Origin of the sequence: Levilactobacillus parabrevis (genome assembly GCF_044051715.1) — a bacterium.
GTDB classification, from domain to species: Bacteria; Bacillota; Bacilli; order Lactobacillales; family Lactobacillaceae; genus Levilactobacillus; species Levilactobacillus parabrevis.
Map to the genome: position 1 here is coordinate 2,333,260 of NZ_CP168688.1, position 17,596 is coordinate 2,350,855.

Here is a 17,596-nt window from a genome sequence, read left to right on the forward strand (position 1 = left end):
TCCTTCCTAGTTACGCGTTTTTTTGCCGAAAATGCCGTACTTCGGGGACGACCCACCATAACAGCAAGAAGTTCAGCAATAAAGTAATGGCGGTGAAAATAAACACCCCATTATAGTTGAAGATATTCGCTACGAGACCGCCAAACAGGGAACCAAACATACTCCCTGCCGCCTGGAACGACTGATTCCAGCTGAAGACGGTCCCGGTCAGTTCCTGGGGCGAATTCTTAGTCAACATCGTTTGGACTGCCGGGAACAACGCCCCGTCAGATACCCCAATCATAAACCGTAAGATTCCCAGAAGCCAGATACTTGTGACGAATCCTTGGGGGAAATACATCAGTACCGCGAAGACGTAGCCAAAGATAAGGACCCGACTAGTCCCCCGCCGATCGCCGTAATCCCCCAACTTGGGTGCCGCTAGCAGCGTGGAAATCCCAGGCAGGGCAGCAATAATTCCGGCCACCAACGTAATTGGCCCGACATTGTTCATCAACTGCTTAACGTACAGACTAATAATTGGCGTGATCGAGTTATTTCCCATTTGAATGATCATCGTGGATACCAATAATACGAGAATCAACTTAGGTCGTTTGACCCTATGTAACCAACTCCCCGACTGTTCCTGTTGATCGCGGGTGATCGGTGTAAAGTGTTCGTGAACCAACGTGGCACTCAGGATGAAGACGATAATCAGGAAGATCCCAGTCAGGATAAACGTCCAGCGAATGGAGAAGACCTGGGCCAGAATCCCACCGAGAACTGGGCCAATCAGGTTCCCACTGACGTATCCGGTCGTCAGGATTCCCAGTGCGCTCCCGCTCTTCCCCCGGGGCGTTTCCGCCGCAATCAGTGCCGTCGCGTTGGGAATGTACCCAGCAAAGAAGCCTTGCAAGAATCTTAACCCGATGAGTTGCCACACATTACTAACAAACCCCATCAGACCGATGACAATGGCCATCCCAAAGGACGAACGCAGCAACATGATTTTTCGCCCTTTAGTGTCAGCCAGCTTCCCCCACAGTGGTGAAACCAACGCAATCACGAAGAAGGTCACGGCGTAGGTCACCCCGCTGTACATGGTCAGCTGTCCCTTGGTAAACGTGCCCAGGTCATCGACATACAACGATAAAAATGGCATGACTTCACTAAATCCCATGCCCGCAATAAAAGTTCCCAACCATAAAACGGCCAAGTTTCGCCGCCATTGTTCAGGTTTTCGTGTACCCACGACGTCATCGCCTCTTAACTTTTCTAAAAATGCATTAATTACTAGTGTAGCATAAAACCCGTTATACCGCCGTTATGTTGACCTCTAAAAATTTTTGTAAATTTTTTTAATAAAAGGGTTGGAATTTTGATGGTTTTGTTTCATAATAGGTGACAAGCATGTGACGTAGTTCACTTATAATTTTGTTGATAGTCTTTTCAACCCTCACTTGCCATTAATTTTAGTCATTTGAGAATCAACAAGTATACATGACGCAGATCACACAAATATTTGGAGGTAATACACATGGCTCATCGTTTAGATGGAAAAGTTGCAATCGTTACTGGTGGTACTCTCGGAATTGGTTTGGCTGTTGCCGACAAGTTCGTTGAAGAAGGCGGTAAGGTTATGATCACTGGACGTCACAGTGACGTTGGTGAAAAAGCTGCTAAGAGTATTGGCGGCCCAGATGTTATTCAATTCTTCCAACACGATGCTACTGACGAAGCCGGCTGGTTGGCATTATTCGATGCTACTGAAAAAGCCTTTGGCCCAGTGACGACGATCGTTAACAACGCCGGTATGGCCGTTAACAAGAGTGTTGAAAACACGACGACTGAAGAATGGAAGAAGCAATTGGCCGTTAACTTGGACGGTGTCTTCTACGGTACCCGTTTAGGTATCCAACGGATGAAGAACAAGAACCTCGGCGCTTCAATCATCAACATTTCTTCTATTGAAGGTCTCGTTGGTGACCCTAACTTAGGTGCTTACAACGCTTCTAAGGGTGCCGTTCGGATCATGTCCAAGTCAGCTGCCGTTGACTGTGCTTTGAAGGACTACGATGTTCGGGTTAACACTGTTCACCCAGGTTACATCAAGACGCCATTAGTTGACGACCTTCCTGGTGCTGAAGCAGCTATGTCAGAACGTACGAAGACCCCAATGGGCCACATCGGTGAACCTAACGATATCGCCTGGATCTGTGTTTACTTAGCTTCTAACGAATCTAAGTTCGCTACTGGTGCAGAATTCGTTGTTGATGGTGGTTACACCGCTCAATAAAGATTAATCTCAGTAAAAATGAAAGAATCTGGGTCAAAAATCCCTGAGTTCCAGTAATTAAAAATTGATCCTAGAAATCACAAAATGATTTCTAGGATCAATTTTTTTGTTTCTATCTGACCGCCATTTTCCCACATTCCATTCACGATAGAATCAGTTTTAGCAATTACAACTTATTCTCGTCCATTTCCAGCAAACTTTTGCGATGGATAATGGCTTCGATTAAGCGTTTACGCTTTTGATCCATATTCTCTTTTTTTGCGACCTTTCTGAGCTTTCTAGAATAGCTGAAATCTAGTGTTCGAAAAATTTTATACAGATCTTGCGAATCTTTGGATTCTAACATGTGATTAACATTAGGTGTTTTCAAAATCTGTTGAACCGATTTTTGATATATGCAAATCGAAATCAGCCTTAAAAGGACTATGCTACTAACCAGTGATGCTAGCCAAACCCAAGCCAGTAATAAGATTGCAAACTCTAAAGGTGTTTCATTCATTGATAAGTTAATATACCATTCTATACCGATGATTGCTGTAGGCACGACTGCCATACAACTAGCTAGAATTCGAAATTTAAAATCATACAATTACAAACACTTACCTCTCTAATAAATTCTAAAAACCACCTAATCAACCAAAAATACCTTCAACACGCGCTCCGATTCCAGGAACAAGCTCAATTCCCAATACAAGTAAGCCGACAACGCCAGCCGCAACCAAGTTAAAATTCATGACCCATTCAACTTCAGCGTGCTCACATTCAATATGCATGGTAGTATCCTAAATCAGCATTATCGGCCTCAATTGTATTTCCCTGCAAGTAATTGGTAAATGAAATTTGAGGAAATACCGCTTCAACATCATTTAAGGCTAGATACAACCAGGATCTTGAATGGACAAAAGCAGGACGGAAATTTTCAAGAACCGAGAATTTTCGTCTTGTTTTTCTATAGAGAAGAGACCGAGTTACGTCCCCGTCCCTTTTTTCGTGCTTGCGTCCCACAACTGATTCGTGGTTAAAACAAAAATCCAGTTATTTTGCGAAAAAATGAGACTATTTTCGTAAAATTTACATTAGTAATAAGTACAGGACTTATTTTCCAGTCAACCCAATAGCCAATGCAATCATCAGGATGATCAGAACCGCCGTCGTGATGGCCACGTAAAGGTGGTCGCGTTCCTTGTAGAAGGCGTAAATGGACACCACGACCCGTAAGACTGGCGTCAAAATTAGGCAGTACATTCCCAGCATCATGATGGCGTACGACTTTAGCTGCCAACTACCGACCAGAATAGCGGCCATCGTTAACGGTACCATATGCCCCGCATAACCGGAATCACCGGTCGCCAGGAGAATCACTAAGCCAATCCCCATTACGATGGCGGAAAAGACAACCCCAATTTGCAGAATCCGACCAATAATCGTTTCGACCTGCGCCATTTCCGTCGCGGTTGCGCTCTGTTTTTCTTGCATTAGAAGTGAACCCCCAATCCCTTACCCAGCATCTGAATCCCAATGTATAAGATGATGGGGATGAAAACAATCCGAATCCACCGTGCCGGTAGGACCTGCATGATCCGTGAACCAATCACAGCCCCTCCCAAGATACCGAGTGCCATGGGCACAGCGATGCCGGGAAGGATGGACCCGTTGAAGAAGTACACCGTGGCACTAGCCGCCGCCGTGACCCCCATCATCAGGTTCGATGTGGAACTGGACGGCTTGAGAGGCATCTTCATAAAGGTATCCATTGCCATCACCTTGAAGGCCCCGGAGCCAATGCCCAACAGGCCACTGGCCACACCGGCGCCGAACATGACGGAGAAGCCCGCCGGGACATTTTCAACCTGGTAGTCGATAGTCTTCATCTCAGCCTTGTCATAGTAACTGCCGTTGAGTTTGAGCTTGCTGGCAATCTTATCTGGTTCGACCCGTTGAAGGACTTCCTGGCCCCGCCGCAACTTGCGGTACATGTTCCACCCGGAGAAGACCAATAGGCAGCCGAACAACAGATACAGGTATTTCGGATCCAGGACCCCCGTTAACAGGGCCCCAACAATCGCACCGATGGTGGTCGCAATTTCCAGGAACATGGCGACCCGTAAGTTCAGGACGTTATCCCGCAAATAAGCGATGGTCGATCCCGAACTCGTGGCAATCACAGCAATGATGCTGGCACCAATTGCGTATTTAATATTTAACCCCATTCCCAGGGTCAGAATTGGCGTAATGATCATCCCACCGCCGATACCTAAAATTGCTCCGGCAATCCCAGCGAAGATGCCCACGCCAATCATGATTAAGGCTGTTTGAATCATCTGATGTTTCCTCCTCACAAATCAATCTACGTCCTTGATTATCAACTTTTCGGTAGCACAGGGCAAGTTAGATCCGGTAAACAACCATCGATATACGTTATTTTACGCACAAATAGAGGTAAACCACTACTATCCTTGTTGTTAAGCGCCTTAGCTATTGTCTTCAGTCACCTAGAACAAGTTATCTAACGTTGCTTCGTGCCCGTTTGCACAAAGCAACGATTCTTGAGTCCGGGCATTTATTTCTCAGTAGGCCCCCACAAAAGGTCGGCCTTCCGCTATAGGAACCGATTACACCGCAAAAAAGCCTTGCCATACTCTAAAAATATGGCAAGGCCTTCGAATTTGTATTCCACATATATTTAATAGCTATCAATAAACCGCTGCAAAAGCGGGCTGGGCGTAATTGTCGTGGGCCAAACCAGCTTCAGCGTTGTCCGCCACGGTTGGTAGCGAATCGCACGAATACTGGTTGCCACCCCACTCGTTTCCTCCGCGACCGTCCGCGGAACCACAGCCACACCCATCCGTGCATCGGCCCATTGCACGGCAGTTCGGGCGTCGTCACAAGTGCAAGCGATGAAGGGCTGCATCCCCTTTTGATCAAAAGTCGTCTGAAAGATCTGTTCAAACCGCCGGTAAATGATCAGCGGCACTTCCGCCAGATCTTCCACCCGCAATGTGGCCCCGGCAAAGTGATCATACTTGTGGGGCACCACTGCGACCATACTTTCCGTGGTGAGTTCCTTGCTGGCCAATCCTGGCGCCGAAAACGGTGTCCGCACAATCGCCACGTCGATCAGGTGCTTCTCTAACCGATCGATCAACCCGTAGGTATTGTCCTCGAACAGACGAATTTGCACCTTGGGATAATGGCGCGTCAACGTCCGGAGTTTCGCGTTGGGCGTCGCACCAATTGAAGAGGATACCACCCCTACCGACAAGACACCCGCGAGTCCCTGACCCAACGACCGCACCTGACTGTCAGCCCGTTCGCGCAGGTCGACTAACTGGCGAGCATAGTCTTGGAGCAGGCGTCCCGCTGGCGTCAGGGTCACCCCATTCGCAGATCGATTGAGCAGAGGGACTCCCAAGTCATTTTCCAATTGCTTGATCTGGTAACTCAGCGGCGGTTGCGCCATATGCAGTTGGTGGGCAGCAGCCGTAATCTGTCCGGCATCGGCCACCGCTAAAAAGTATTCCAATTGGCGAAAATTCATGTTGGGAACCTCCCACTACGCGTTTCCTTCATTATACCAGATATCAAGGGAGGTCCGTTTCGTCCGATTCTTTACTGCGCGTCTGTTTCGTTGTTGGCACGCGATCCTTAGTGGGCAAGACTTCCTTCAAGAGATACTGCCGAATCAATAAGACAATCTGCTTGTTCTGCGGCAAGTCCGAGTGCGTCGTGTCATCCCCGGTCACTGTAATTTGTGTATAGTGCGCGACTTGATTCTGGAAAACGTACTTTCCCTGGTTCACGCTGTTGGCGGGCACCGTCCCATCGCTAGAATAATTTTCGGTTCCGGCTACGGAGTACACCGTCAGCTTCTTAGGCAACTTGGACCGCCCCTTGATCAACTCGCGCAGGATGGCGGTTTGTTTGGTCGTACTGTCGGACTCCATATTGTACGGCGTGGCAATCGTCATTAAACGATCCGGCTTCACGTGCTTGGTCTGTGCCAAATATTTCTCCGTAAAGAGGCTCAGAATCAAGCCGCCATTCGAATGGCCCAACATGGAAAAATGGTTGAAGTGGTACGTCTTGACCAAATCCTTAAAGGCCAAATTCAACCACTTAGACTGCTTGTTAATATTGGCATAGCCGTCGCGATTATTTTCAAAAGCAATCACGATAAATGGGTGATTATCCCCCCGACGAATGTTGCCGGTATAACTAACGGCGCCACTCTCGGCAACCTTGATCTTCAACACACTGTGTGGCCGTTTGGTTTCCTTACGTAGCTGCGTGATCAATGTGTCAAAGCGATTCTGACTGGCACTCGACCCCGGTACCATAATCGTAGGCGCCAGGGGCGTTTTATAGCTCGATTTATATTTGGTGATGCGCTGCTTCAACCATACCTGGCTAGGAATGAACACAGCCAGAATGACTACGATCAGCAGCGCCCAGCGCCACCACCTACGCCGCATGGTCAGCACCCCCTTCCGCATTGAGTAACCGGACGAACGGTAAATAAATCAGGACGGATACCGTGAGACACAGCATGCTCAATAGCAAGGCCCGCCAGTCGCCACCCGTTCCCAGATAAGCCACGAGCGGCCCTGGGGTGGTCCGCGGCACGGGATACACAATGGGCGGCACTAATTTCAACGTAATCGCCGCCCACGCTAGCACCAGGTTCACGGCCGGGGCCAAAACAAATGGGAACAACAGAATGGGATTAAATAACACGGGCAGTCCCAGTAACGTCGACTCATTTAGATTGACAAGGTTTGGTAAGACTGTCTGCGTCGCGACTCGCCGGTAACTTGCCTGGCGCGAGCCAATCCAAATCGCAATCAACAGCGCCAAGGTCATTCCGGCGCCCCCAAAATTAGCGTAGGCATCCCCCAACGTATGAAGCGTAATAGGATGGGGCGCTCCCCATCCGGAACCGTGCTGAACGGCGTAGGCCAGGTTCTGCAATGACGTAACCGAACTATTACCGGCCACATCAACGGGCCCAATCAGTCCCAGCCACCATAAACCATTGCTTACAGCTGTCACCAGCAGGATTCGTAGCCCGTTGTGCCCGGGGTTCGTATTCAGCGTCTGTAACGCCAGGTAGACGAGATCGTTAATCCCACCATCGGTCAGCCAGCTTAAGCCATAACCAATGCTGACCGTCACGCCCAAAACGATGGTCAACGACCAGGCCACCCGTCCCGTCCAGGACAATGAAGAGTGTCGATGGTGCCGCCACCACGTTGCCAATCCCCGCATGAGATGACTTGCCAGCCAGCCAACACCTAATCCCACCAGAATCGCCAAGAAGATTCCCTGGGGCCCCAGATTGGGCATCCAGAACTGCGCAAGGTCATTGCCATGACTCGTCTGCCCAAAAGTATCATAGTTTACGTTCAAGGTCAGGAAGGCCAACGCACTCATCAACCCGACAGCTAGGGCATCCGCGTGATAGGTTCGCGCCATGTAGTGCCCCGTCGTAAAGGCAATCATGACTGCTACCAGGCCATTCACAACAACGCTGACCGCCTGCAGAATGTCGCGCCAAAACTCCAACCCGGGTAGCCAACTCCCGATATGATAAACCTGAAAAAAGAAGCCGCTCTTGGACAAACAGCCTTGCCCAACAACGTCAATTAAAGCCATCACTAAAATAAATGGATAGGCGACCCGCAGTGCCTCATGAACTGCCCGTAGCGCTCGCCATTGATCAACGCGCTGATTGGCGCCACAGTCCCCGAAATAAGCCAACCATTCTAACTCCCCCTACTTATGACTTCATTACTTTCATTATACGAAATTCCTTTGGAAGTGGTCGCTCAACGTCTTACAAATTTATTCATACTTAACAAGTTCACCAATTTTCAGAAAATAATTACATTTAGAATGATTCTTATGCCGCTATTGTATCAGCTTTCATTGCGTGCTACGATAGTTATGTAACAGTTTACATCATTTTCATAAAGCAAATGAAGCCGCTTCACTAGTGCCGAATTGGCTAAAATTTCGACCAAAATGGAATTAATTCTTGTATGCGTTTTCAAAAGGTGTTAGTATGTTGTGGTAAACAACCAACCAACTTAGATTGATTGGAAACTATCATATGAGGTGAGAGAAATGGATTCTGCATCTAAAGCGTTGGAAAAAACCGACGTTAAGCTTCCATGGCGTGAGAAATTCGGTTGGGCAACCGGGGATTTCGCGCAAAACTTGATTTATACCACTATTTCGACGTATTTGCTATTTTTCTACACGAACGTTTACGGCCTGCCCGCTGCCGACGCCGCAACCATGTTCCTGGTTGTTCGGCTGATCGATGCCATCAACGACCCTATCGTTGGAACGATTGTTGATAAGCACACGACCCGCTGGGGGAAGTACCGTGGCTGGTTACTCTACATGTCAATTCCACTAGCCGTACTGGCTATGCTCTGTTTCCACGTGCCAAACGTTGGCGCCATGGGCAAGTTAGTTTACGCCTACGTAACTTACGTTGGCCTGTCCGTTATCTACACGACCGTCAACATTCCTTACGGTTCCTTAAACGCCGCTATGACGCGGAACAACAAGGAATTAGTTTCCATGAGTTCCGTACGGATGCTCTTAGCTAACTTAGGATCATTGGCCGTTAGTTTCGGTGTTCCTATCTTTGTTAAGATGATCTCTGGTGGTCACTACTCCGGTGTTCAATCACAATCTGGTTGGTTCTGGACGATGGTGATCTACGGGATCGCCGGTGCCGCAATCTTAATCTTCTGTTTCAGCCAATCCGTTGAACGGATCAAGATGGCGCCAGAACAAGAATCAAGCGTTAAGGTTTCTGACCTGTACCACCAATTGGTTATCAACGGTCCCCTGCGGACGTTAGCTATCTTCTTCATTATCACCTTTGGTTTGATGTCCGTTGTGAACTCCGTTGGGGCCTACTACATGACCTACAACGCCGGCAACGCTGGCATGATGCAATGGTATAACCTACTGGGAACCTTACCAGCCTTCATCGTGGTTCCAATTACCCCATGGTTGAACCGGAAGATTGGGACCCAATGGTTGATGCAGGGTAGCCTTGGATTAGCTGTCATTGGTTTCTTGATTATGTATGCGGTTCCAGCTACTAACTTGACTTGGACCTTCATTGGCCGGACGATTGAAGCTGCCGGAATCATCCTTTCCACCGGGTTCCAATGGGCCCTGGTTCCCCAAGCAATCACTTACGGGGAATGGAAGTCTGGTAAGCGTGAAAACGGGATTATCAACGCCGTTATTGGGTTCTTCTTCAAGTTTGGGATGGCCCTTGGTGGGGTTGTACCCGGCTACGTCTTAGCTGCCTACGGTTTCGTGGCTAACCACCAACAAACCGCACGGAGTTTAGCAGGTATCCGGATGACCACGACGATTATTCCAATTATCGTGACCGTCCTTGCCATGGTTGTCTTCGCCTTCTACCGTTTGACCGACGAAAAGGTTGAAAAGATGAACGAAGAAATCGCAGCTCGTCACGCCGCTGAATAGACCATCGCAGATTAAAACTTAGAATTTAAAATTGGTATCCGGCTTGTTTGAGCTTGGTACCAATTTTAGAAATAGATTACTAAAATTATGAATAGGAAGTGGCTACTTTGAAGTTTACTAATGGTTATTGGTTAACTCGTAAAGAGTACGACGTTAACTCACCGGCTGAAGCATTCGAAGCCGAAAAGGATGGCAAGACCTTAAACGTCTATGCCCCTTACAAGCGAATCAACACACGGGGAGACGAATTAAACCTCGGGATGAGCACGATTAAGCTCACCTCCCCCGTCGAGAATGTTATCGGCGTAAAGCTGACGCATTTTGATCAAGATACCAAAGGCCCTTCATATGAGCTCAACAACTTAGACCCTGACGTCAACATTGACGTTACGGATAAGAAGGCTTCATTGACGAGTGGTGACCTGACCGTTTCTCTCCCACTCCGTCAACAATTTGATATGGAATTCACCGCCAATGGCAAAGTCATTACGGCTTCTCGCAACAAGGCCCAGGGTGAAATCTTAAACCATGACACCAACGTTCACTACATGCGCGAACAATTATCCGTTGGCGTTGAAGACAAGATTTACGGTTTAGGTGAACGCTTCGGAAACTTCATCAAAAACGGTCAAGAAGTTAAGATCACCAACCAAGATGGTGGGACGGCTTCCGAACAATCTTACAAGAACATTCCCTTCTACCTGACGGATGCCGGTTACGGGGTCTTCGTTGATGAACCTCAAACGGTTGATTTCGAAGTTACCTCTGAAAACGTTGACCGCGTTCAATTCAGTTCTGAAGGTGAATCCTTACAATACTACGTTATCTATGGCCCAACACCACAGGAAATCTTGCACCGTTACACCGAATTAACGGGTAGCATGCAATTACCACCTGCATGGTCATTCGGCCTCTGGCTGACGACTTCCTTCACCACTGATTACAGTGAAAAAACAGTGCTGAAGTTCATCGATGGCATGAAGGATCACAACATCCCATTGGATGTCTTTCACTTTGACTGCTTCTGGCAAAAGGGATTCGAATGGTCCAACATGGAATGGGACCGCGACGAATTCCCAGACCCAGAAGGCCTGATCAAGAAGATTCACGATCGGGGCATCAAGGTCTGTGTCTGGATCAACCCCTACATCGCCCAAAAAGGGAAGATGTTTGAAGAAGGCAAGAAGAACGGTTACTTCATCAAGCGTGAAAATGGTAACCTCTGGCAATGGGACCTTTGGCAAGCCGGTAACGCCTTCGTCAACTTTACCAACCCTGACGCCGTTAAGTGGTACAAGAGCAAGTTAAAGGCCCTGCTCGACATGGGTGTTGACTGCTTCAAGACCGACTTCGGTGAACGAATTCCCGTTGAGGATGCCGTCTTCTTTGACGGTTCAGATCCTAAGCGCGAACATAACTACTACACCCTGCAGTACAACAAGGCCGTCTTCGACACGATCGAAGAAAACAAAGGTAAGGGCGAGGCCGTTGTCTTTGCTCGCTCCGCTACCGTTGGGTCACAAAAGTACCCCTTACACTGGGGTGGTGACGCCTTGTCTAACTTCAAGAACATGGCTGACACCTTACATGGTGGGCTGTCCTTCCTGAGTTCTGGATTTGCCTTCTGGAGCCACGATATTGGTGGATTCGAAGATGGTCCCGACACGCCTACGCCAGACCTATACAAGCGCTGGACGCAGTTCGGTCTGTTATCTTCTCACAGCCGTTACCACGGTAGCAACGTTTACCGGGTACCATGGAACTTCGATGACGAAGCCGTGGACAACACGCGGAAGTTCGTTAACTTGAAGCTTTCCCTGATGCCATACCTGTACACCCAAGCCGCCCACGATACGGCTTACGGTAACCCCCTGATGCGGCCAATGTGGTTCAACTTCACGGAAGACCGGACGGCACACACGTTGGATAACCAATACATGTTTGGGACCCAACTCTTAGTTGCCCCCGTCTTCAATCCTGAAGGCCACGTGAACTTCTACCTGCCAGCTGGTAAGTGGACTAGCATCATCAATGACGATGAAACTTACAACGTCACTGATGGCAAGTGGATCAGCAAGGACTACGGTGAATTGGACTTGCCTGTATTGGCTCGCGATAACACGATCTTATTGCGGAATCCAAAGGCCGTTCACGCGGACTACGACTTCACCAAGGACCTGGATATCAATCTGTACGACATGCACGAAGGGTCAACTTCCGTTGCTGTCGTTGACCAAAAGGGTCAGGATGCTGGCAAGGTCACGGTTGACCGTAGCGGTAACCAATTGACCGTCACCACTTCTGGTTTGACTGGTTCTGCGACCATCTACGTCCATGAGAACGGGAAAGTTACCAAGGCTGCCTTAAACGGTACCGAAGCAACGATCACCCTGTAATCATCGCCGTTAATCTTTACATTCAAAGCGTCATTGCCAATTCAATTGGTGATGGCGCTTTTTGTCTGCCGTTTCACGGCACGCCAGACGGTACTGGTACTGACGCCGAACAGCTGGGCAATCTCCCGATAGGTCTTGCCGGTTGCTCTCAGTTGGCAGAAGATCGCGGGCGTAGGCACTAACATCTTGGGCTGTGATACCATTGGTTGCTGGTCATCTGCTGACTGGGGCACGTCCCCCACCCCTGCACCACTCGCCGAGTCCAACCGGATGCCTGCCTGGGGACGTGTCAAAACCAGGGGTTCCGTCTGTTGAATCTTAGCCAGGGCATTAACGACGCAGTGCGTGGTCTGCGCATCCCAGAGAGCATTGTGCTGGTGCGGATTGAAGATATTCAAGAGTCCCGCCACGCCATTCAATGGCAAATAATGATGGGTATCCTTCTTGCGATGATTACTGCGGTTAATGACCTGATTGGTGTAAATGCTGCCGTCAAACACCGCTAGTTTCATACCTAGGAGTGCCTGCTCCGCTGCTGAAAACGCGTCAAAGTTAACGGCCAACGTGTGCCGGAGCAAGCGCAGATCGTTGCTCTTGTCCCAAAAGACCAGTGGCAACTGGCGGGCCAGAACTTCATGGATAAAGGCCTTCAACACGGTCACCGGATCCGTTTGCCTGTCATATTCGGCCAAAGTCAATTGGGTCTCCTTGAGTCCCCTTAGTTTAATCTCAGCCGAGAAATTGGGATTGTCCAAATAACGGTTGAAAAATAGATCCAGTGCCTGATTACCCGCGTATCCCAGCACTGCCAACTGAAAAATCCCCGCCTTTTCACCATAAAACGTGGCCCGCCGCTGCACGATGCTGTCGCCCTGCCGCTGAGTTCTAAATAAGATTCCAAATTCACAATCGATCACCGCGTATTTCTCTGGAATCTCAGTCAATGTCTTGACCGTTGGGAAAACAGCCGCCAGTTGTGCCTTGAATTCATCGGTCAGTGGCTGCGCAGTCGTCACGGGCAGCCTATACCCATTCGTCTTTAGTAGTGCCGTCACGCCCATGTCTGCAACATCGGTATCGTAATTGACAATCTTCTTGGGTCCTAGTGTCAGTGAGTGCCCTGACGTTGAGTTAATCACAAACCGCTGGCGGGTATCGATCGTAATTTGCGTAATCTCACCCCAGCTGGCGTAGTTCTTCGCCACCAGCAACTGCCCCGAGCGATCGACCTGACAAATGGGATAATCGACAATGTAGACAAAGTGATTCTCCTGCGGGAGCTTGTCCAGCGCCCGTCGTTCCGCGAAAACAATCTTAGCCGTCACCATCATCCCCCGCTTCAGAATTTTGACTATTCCCAGCTTACCGGATTACTTTCTCAAAAGCTACCAAAGCGCTTTACAAAATTAATTATTAAAGCCGTTACATAAATTCATGCATAATCCAGCGTCAAAAAAAGTTCAGGGCACTTGACCCCGAACTCGCACACGACGATTATCGATGATTCTCTAAATATCTTACGGTGTCGCGGCCTAACCGGTTCATCGCGCGATACTGCTGTGCCTGATTGCCTTGCTGCGCCATGACCACAACGGTATAGGTGCCGTGTTTCGTTCTAAAGAGACTAGCATCGTTTTGCACGCCCTTAGCTGGAAATTCACCAGTCTTGTTGTAGACCGCGGCACGCTTCACTAACTTTGGTAATTTCGAATGGTTCTTGCAATGATGGAGTAAGGTCATCATCCGATCGTCATAGGTTTTTCCCAACAATTTACGCTGACTGACCAACGTTAAGAAACGCGTGAGATCGTTGACCGACGTGTAATTATCGTGTCCCCGCTGTAAGGCCCGCGTATCCATCATATAGCGACGCAGATGGGAGTGATTAAAGCCATAGGTCTTCATCGTCTGATTGACCCGCTTGAATCCTCCCAGCTGATGAATCAAGCGATTGGTCGCAGCATTGTCGGAATTGTGAATCATCCGTTTCAGATCCGTCTTGACCGTCTTCGTCAACTTCAAGTGGTGCGCCCGTGCGCGCTGAAAAATCGCTAACATGACGTAAACTTTGATCGTACTGGCTGACCGCTGTCCCTGGACCTTCTTGTTGCCCGTCGTCACCGCCAGCGGCCGTTGTCCGAGCCGCGTGACCTTGACGGACCAACGACCGTGAACGGGGCGCATGTCGCGTTTGACTATCTTCTTAATTGCTGTCTGCTCATGGTCAACCGTCGTTGCTTGCGCCGTTGTTCCCACAGCGCCAAATACACCGCAGCTAATCAATACCGCCAACATTATTTTCCAATACCGCATATGTCCCCCGCCTCGTTAACTATTTACTAACTTATATTTTACGCCTAATTAGCCAAAAGCAATAGGTCACAAAAAATCGCCACACCTCCGGCTCAGCCCAACCGGCTGATTTTCTGCGTGACGATCGCTTATTTTATTTTCTCCACAAACTACCAATCTAACGTGTTGCCCGCAAAAACTTCTGGCTGATGATTGCTCAACAGGTAAGCTTGTCCGTTCCCACCAAAACTTAGGCCTTCAAATTCTCGCTTAGAGGCGAAGTGAGTCCACTTCACATCCTGTCCGGTCAGGTGTCCGCTTCCAGTGAGCTTAGCCACTGGCAGGCTGGCAATCGACTCATCGGCAACCAGGTACAGGCGATCATTGTTGGGATTGAACGCCATGCTCTGTACACAGGTTCCAGGCCCGTGCCTCAGGACTTGACTAGTCAGCCGAAAATCAACGTGATGCCGCCCAACGCGGCCCTGGTAAATATACACGTCCGTGGCATTCGGTCGGGTCCAGAAGTAGGCGCGCCCCTGATGATCAAACGCCAGCACGTGGCCACCGGGAACCGCAAAGTCCCCCGCACGTAACCGGAAACGAATCCGCTGGACCGGTGTCAGCGTGCTAGCACTTAGTTGCTGAAGATAGCCGTACTGGCTAACAGGTACCCGTGGCGCGGATTCACGGTCGCACCACATGTAAAGCTGGTGGGTCTTCCAATCATAAGCCAACGACTGGCCGTGACCGGTCACGAAGGCCGGGCCTACCTTGATTGCCGTACGAATCTGCTTTTCCTTCGCCGACAGGTTAGCTGCAATCGTGTAGACCCGTTGAATCTGATGCGGCGTTGCCTTTAGACTAGATAATTTACGCATATTGAACCGCACGATGCGGCCACGGTTGTGCCAAGCCGTCGGGCAGTAGACGACATATAGGTAATGCCCCACCACGGCCATACTCTGCGGATCACCCCAGGCTTCCCCCTGATAACCTGGTGTGGGCAGGAGGTACTTCGTGGTAAACGTCACCGCTGATCCCCGATCACTGGCAATCGTGTTGGTCCCGTGAAGGTTGGCGGCTTGCGCATAACTGCTGGGTACCGTAACAAAATGGACTTGAGTATCATCGAGTGGACGTAACTTGTCCGGCGTTGCCAGAGCGGCCGCATGTTGATCCACAGTCGTCATCGCGTGAGCCGGTACGGTTGCAGTGACGCCCCAAATAAGACTTACGAGCAATGCTCCCCATAAATGAATTTTTCGCATAATCCATTACCCCCCAATCTTTTCAGCCAGTATAAGTCGGCCAGAAAAAACCGGGGTCTCAAATTATTTTCATTACTCACTCAACTTACTAGCTACCAACCGCGCCGATTGCCAGCCAAGATTTCCGGATTATGGTTGGTGAGCAGGTAGGCCTGACCATTGTGCGCAAACGCTAAGCCCTCAAACTCCCGCCGTGAAGCAAATTTATTCCAAGTCACATTATGCTTGGTGAGATGACCATTACCATTCAACTTTTTCGCCGGCAACTTGGCAATGGAATCATCGGCGACCAGGTAGAGTTGCCCCGTTCGCGGATTATACCCCATACTCTGAACCCGCGTCCCCGGACCGTGCTGGAGAACCTGATGGGTCAACCGAAATTTCACGTGATGCCGCGTGACCCGGCCCTTATAAATATAGACGTGATGGGTCGTCGGCCGCGTCCAGAAGTAAGCATTGCCGTATTTGTCAAACGTTAAGACATGGCCGCCTGCCACCGCAAAATGCCCGTGCTTCAACCGGAACCGCACCTGGTGAACAGGCTTCAGCTGGCTACCGTTAATCTGACTAATGTAACCATATTTATTGGCTGGCACCCGTGGCGCCTTTTCCTTGTCACACCACATATAGAGCTGATGATCATGCCAGTTATAAGCCAAGGATTGGCCGTGTCCTGTTACAAATGCAGGGCCCACCTTGATGGCGCGTCGAATAGCCTGCGACTGACTGCTTCCGCTGCGATAAGTCCGCTGAACTTGTTGTGGTGTCACGTGTAGCTTCCGCAAAGCCGCCACGTCATATCGCACGATGCGCCCCCGATTGTGCCAAGCCGTCGGGCAGTACACCACGTAGAGATAGCGCCCAGCCGCTGCGATGCTCTGTGGATTGCCCCAAGCCTGATGCCGATAACCGGGATACGGCAACAGATAGTTTGTCTTAAAGGTGATGTGGGCCCCTCGCGTTTGCTTGATCACGTTTGCCCGATGGAGGTTGGGCGCATGCCGATAACTCTTGGGCACCTGCACATAATGCACGGCACTGTCATTAATGGCTCGGAGTCGACCAACGCTTAACGCACTAGAACGCTGATGGATGACGTGATAGGCCGCCGCGGGCGTACTCGGCAACACCCCCAATACGCCTAAGAAAAGGCCTATGACAAAGAACAACGTAACGCGTTTCCAATTCAACATAAAAATCTCTTTTCCCCAAAATAAACGTCTGAAAATAATCAACTGCCTTAAGTATAAGGCATTCTTGCCAAAAGCTTCAGCATTTACGCCGAAAAAACACGTGCCCACCTAAAATGGTCACGTGCCTGTAAGGGTTGTAATTTAGTTAGCTTAGATAACTTCGCGTTTGAATGGGTCCTTAGAAATCCCCTTGTCGAGAATGTCCTTGCTCCATTCCTTAGCGGAGAAGAGGCTGTGGTCGCGGTAGTTCCCACAACTGTATTTATCAGTCCCCTGAACATCCTTCCATTCCGTATCAAATGCGATCCGGTGAAGAGCAGCCTTCAGTGCCTTGGCAACTTCTTCGGTAGATTGTTCACCCCAGGTAATCAAGTGGAACCCGGTCCGGCAACCAAATGGTGAGCAGTCAATGACGCCGTCCATTTCGTCACGGAGGTAGCCCGCTAACAAGTGTTCAATCGTATGTAGCCCGGCCGTTGGAATTGCATTGGTGTTGGGTTGAACTAACCGTAAATCAAAATTCGAGATAACGTCACCCTTCGTTCCCGTTTCACGGGTAATTAAACGAACGTAAGGTGCTTTAACAGCGGTGTGATCTAACGTAAAACTTTCAACTTTTGCCATTATTGTGCCAACTCCCTTGTTAAA

15 protein-coding genes are annotated in these 17,596 nt (G+C 49.4%); 3 read left to right on the forward strand and 12 right to left on the reverse strand.

Annotated elements, in window-relative coordinates; translation table 11 throughout:
* Positions 1–10 precede the first annotated feature (10 nt).
* Entirely contained in the window at positions 11–1,231 is a 1,221-nt protein-coding gene (locus tag ACEPSU_RS10925) for an MFS transporter (protein ID WP_020088892.1), read from the reverse strand.
* 285 nt (positions 1,232–1,516) lie between these two features.
* Here ACEPSU_RS10925 and ACEPSU_RS10930 point away from each other — a divergent pair, with 285 nt between their 5' ends.
* Complete coding sequence (locus tag ACEPSU_RS10930; protein WP_125700905.1) at positions 1,517–2,275, forward strand: SDR family oxidoreductase; 759 nt, start codon at positions 1,517–1,519, stop codon at positions 2,273–2,275.
* A 166-nt stretch (positions 2,276–2,441) separates the two neighbouring features.
* Here ACEPSU_RS10930 and ACEPSU_RS10935 read toward each other — a convergent pair whose 3' ends face one another.
* The 6 genes from ACEPSU_RS10935 to ACEPSU_RS10960 form a co-directional block, all read right to left on the reverse strand.
* Positions 2,442–2,819 carry a hypothetical protein gene (locus tag ACEPSU_RS10935; protein WP_395361545.1) on the reverse strand — a complete coding sequence of 126 codons (378 nt, stop codon included), beginning with the start codon at positions 2,817–2,819 and terminating at the stop codon, positions 2,442–2,444.
* A 551-nt stretch (positions 2,820–3,370) separates the two neighbouring features.
* Positions 3,371–3,751, reverse strand: a complete 381-nt coding sequence (locus ACEPSU_RS10940) for a DUF1634 domain-containing protein (RefSeq protein ID WP_395321606.1) — start codon at positions 3,749–3,751, stop codon at positions 3,371–3,373.
* Entirely contained in the window at positions 3,751–4,596 is an 846-nt protein-coding gene (locus ACEPSU_RS10945; RefSeq protein ID WP_020088897.1) for a sulfite exporter TauE/SafE family protein, read from the reverse strand. Before ACEPSU_RS10945 ends, ACEPSU_RS10940 begins: the two co-directional genes overlap by 1 nt.
* A 362-nt stretch (positions 4,597–4,958) precedes the next feature.
* The gene (locus tag ACEPSU_RS10950) at positions 4,959–5,816 is read right to left on the reverse strand and encodes a LysR family transcriptional regulator (RefSeq protein WP_395321608.1); all 858 of its coding nucleotides are present in this window, start codon (positions 5,814–5,816) and stop codon (positions 4,959–4,961) included.
* A gap of 43 nt (positions 5,817–5,859) precedes the next feature.
* Positions 5,860–6,750, reverse strand: a complete 891-nt coding sequence (locus ACEPSU_RS10955; protein WP_395321610.1) for an alpha/beta hydrolase — start codon at positions 6,748–6,750, stop codon at positions 5,860–5,862.
* Positions 6,740–8,035, reverse strand: a complete 1,296-nt coding sequence (locus ACEPSU_RS10960) for a PTS transporter subunit EIIC (protein ID WP_395321612.1) — start codon at positions 8,033–8,035, stop codon at positions 6,740–6,742. The genes ACEPSU_RS10955 and ACEPSU_RS10960 overlap by 11 nt, the downstream gene beginning before the upstream one ends.
* Before the next feature lie 366 nt (positions 8,036–8,401).
* On the opposite strand from ACEPSU_RS10960, the gene ACEPSU_RS10965 reads away from it, so the two are divergent.
* The gene (locus ACEPSU_RS10965; protein ID WP_020088901.1) at positions 8,402–9,796 is read left to right on the forward strand and encodes an MFS transporter; all 1,395 of its coding nucleotides are present in this window, start codon (positions 8,402–8,404) and stop codon (positions 9,794–9,796) included.
* Positions 9,797–9,903: 107 nt separating this feature from the next.
* Entirely contained in the window at positions 9,904–12,192 is a 2,289-nt protein-coding gene (yicI, locus tag ACEPSU_RS10970) for an alpha-xylosidase (protein WP_395361547.1), read from the forward strand.
* A gap of 41 nt (positions 12,193–12,233) precedes the next feature.
* Here yicI and ACEPSU_RS10975 read toward each other — a convergent pair whose 3' ends face one another.
* The 5 genes from ACEPSU_RS10975 to ACEPSU_RS10995 all read right to left on the reverse strand — a co-directional run bounded on the left by ACEPSU_RS10975 (position 12,234) and on the right by ACEPSU_RS10995 (position 17,572).
* Positions 12,234–13,523, reverse strand: coding sequence for a helix-turn-helix domain-containing protein (locus ACEPSU_RS10975; RefSeq protein WP_395321617.1), 1,290 nt, complete (start codon positions 13,521–13,523; stop codon positions 12,234–12,236).
* Positions 13,524–13,686: 163 nt separating this feature from the next.
* A complete protein-coding gene (locus tag ACEPSU_RS10980) occupies positions 13,687–14,487 on the reverse strand; it encodes a serine hydrolase (RefSeq protein WP_395323188.1) in 801 nt (266 codons plus the stop codon).
* A 167-nt stretch (positions 14,488–14,654) separates the two neighbouring features.
* Positions 14,655–15,755 (reverse strand): hypothetical protein, encoded by a 1,101-nt coding sequence (locus tag ACEPSU_RS10985; protein ID WP_395321619.1) that lies wholly within the window; start codon positions 15,753–15,755, stop codon positions 14,655–14,657.
* A gap of 92 nt (positions 15,756–15,847) precedes the next feature.
* Positions 15,848–16,948: a hypothetical protein gene (locus ACEPSU_RS10990; protein ID WP_395321620.1), complete on the reverse strand. Its 1,101-nt coding sequence runs from the start codon at positions 16,946–16,948 to the stop codon at positions 15,848–15,850.
* Between the two features lie 150 nt (positions 16,949–17,098).
* Complete coding sequence (locus ACEPSU_RS10995) at positions 17,099–17,572, reverse strand: S-ribosylhomocysteine lyase (protein WP_020088907.1); 474 nt, start codon at positions 17,570–17,572, stop codon at positions 17,099–17,101.
* Between the last annotated feature and the right edge of the window lie 24 nt (positions 17,573–17,596).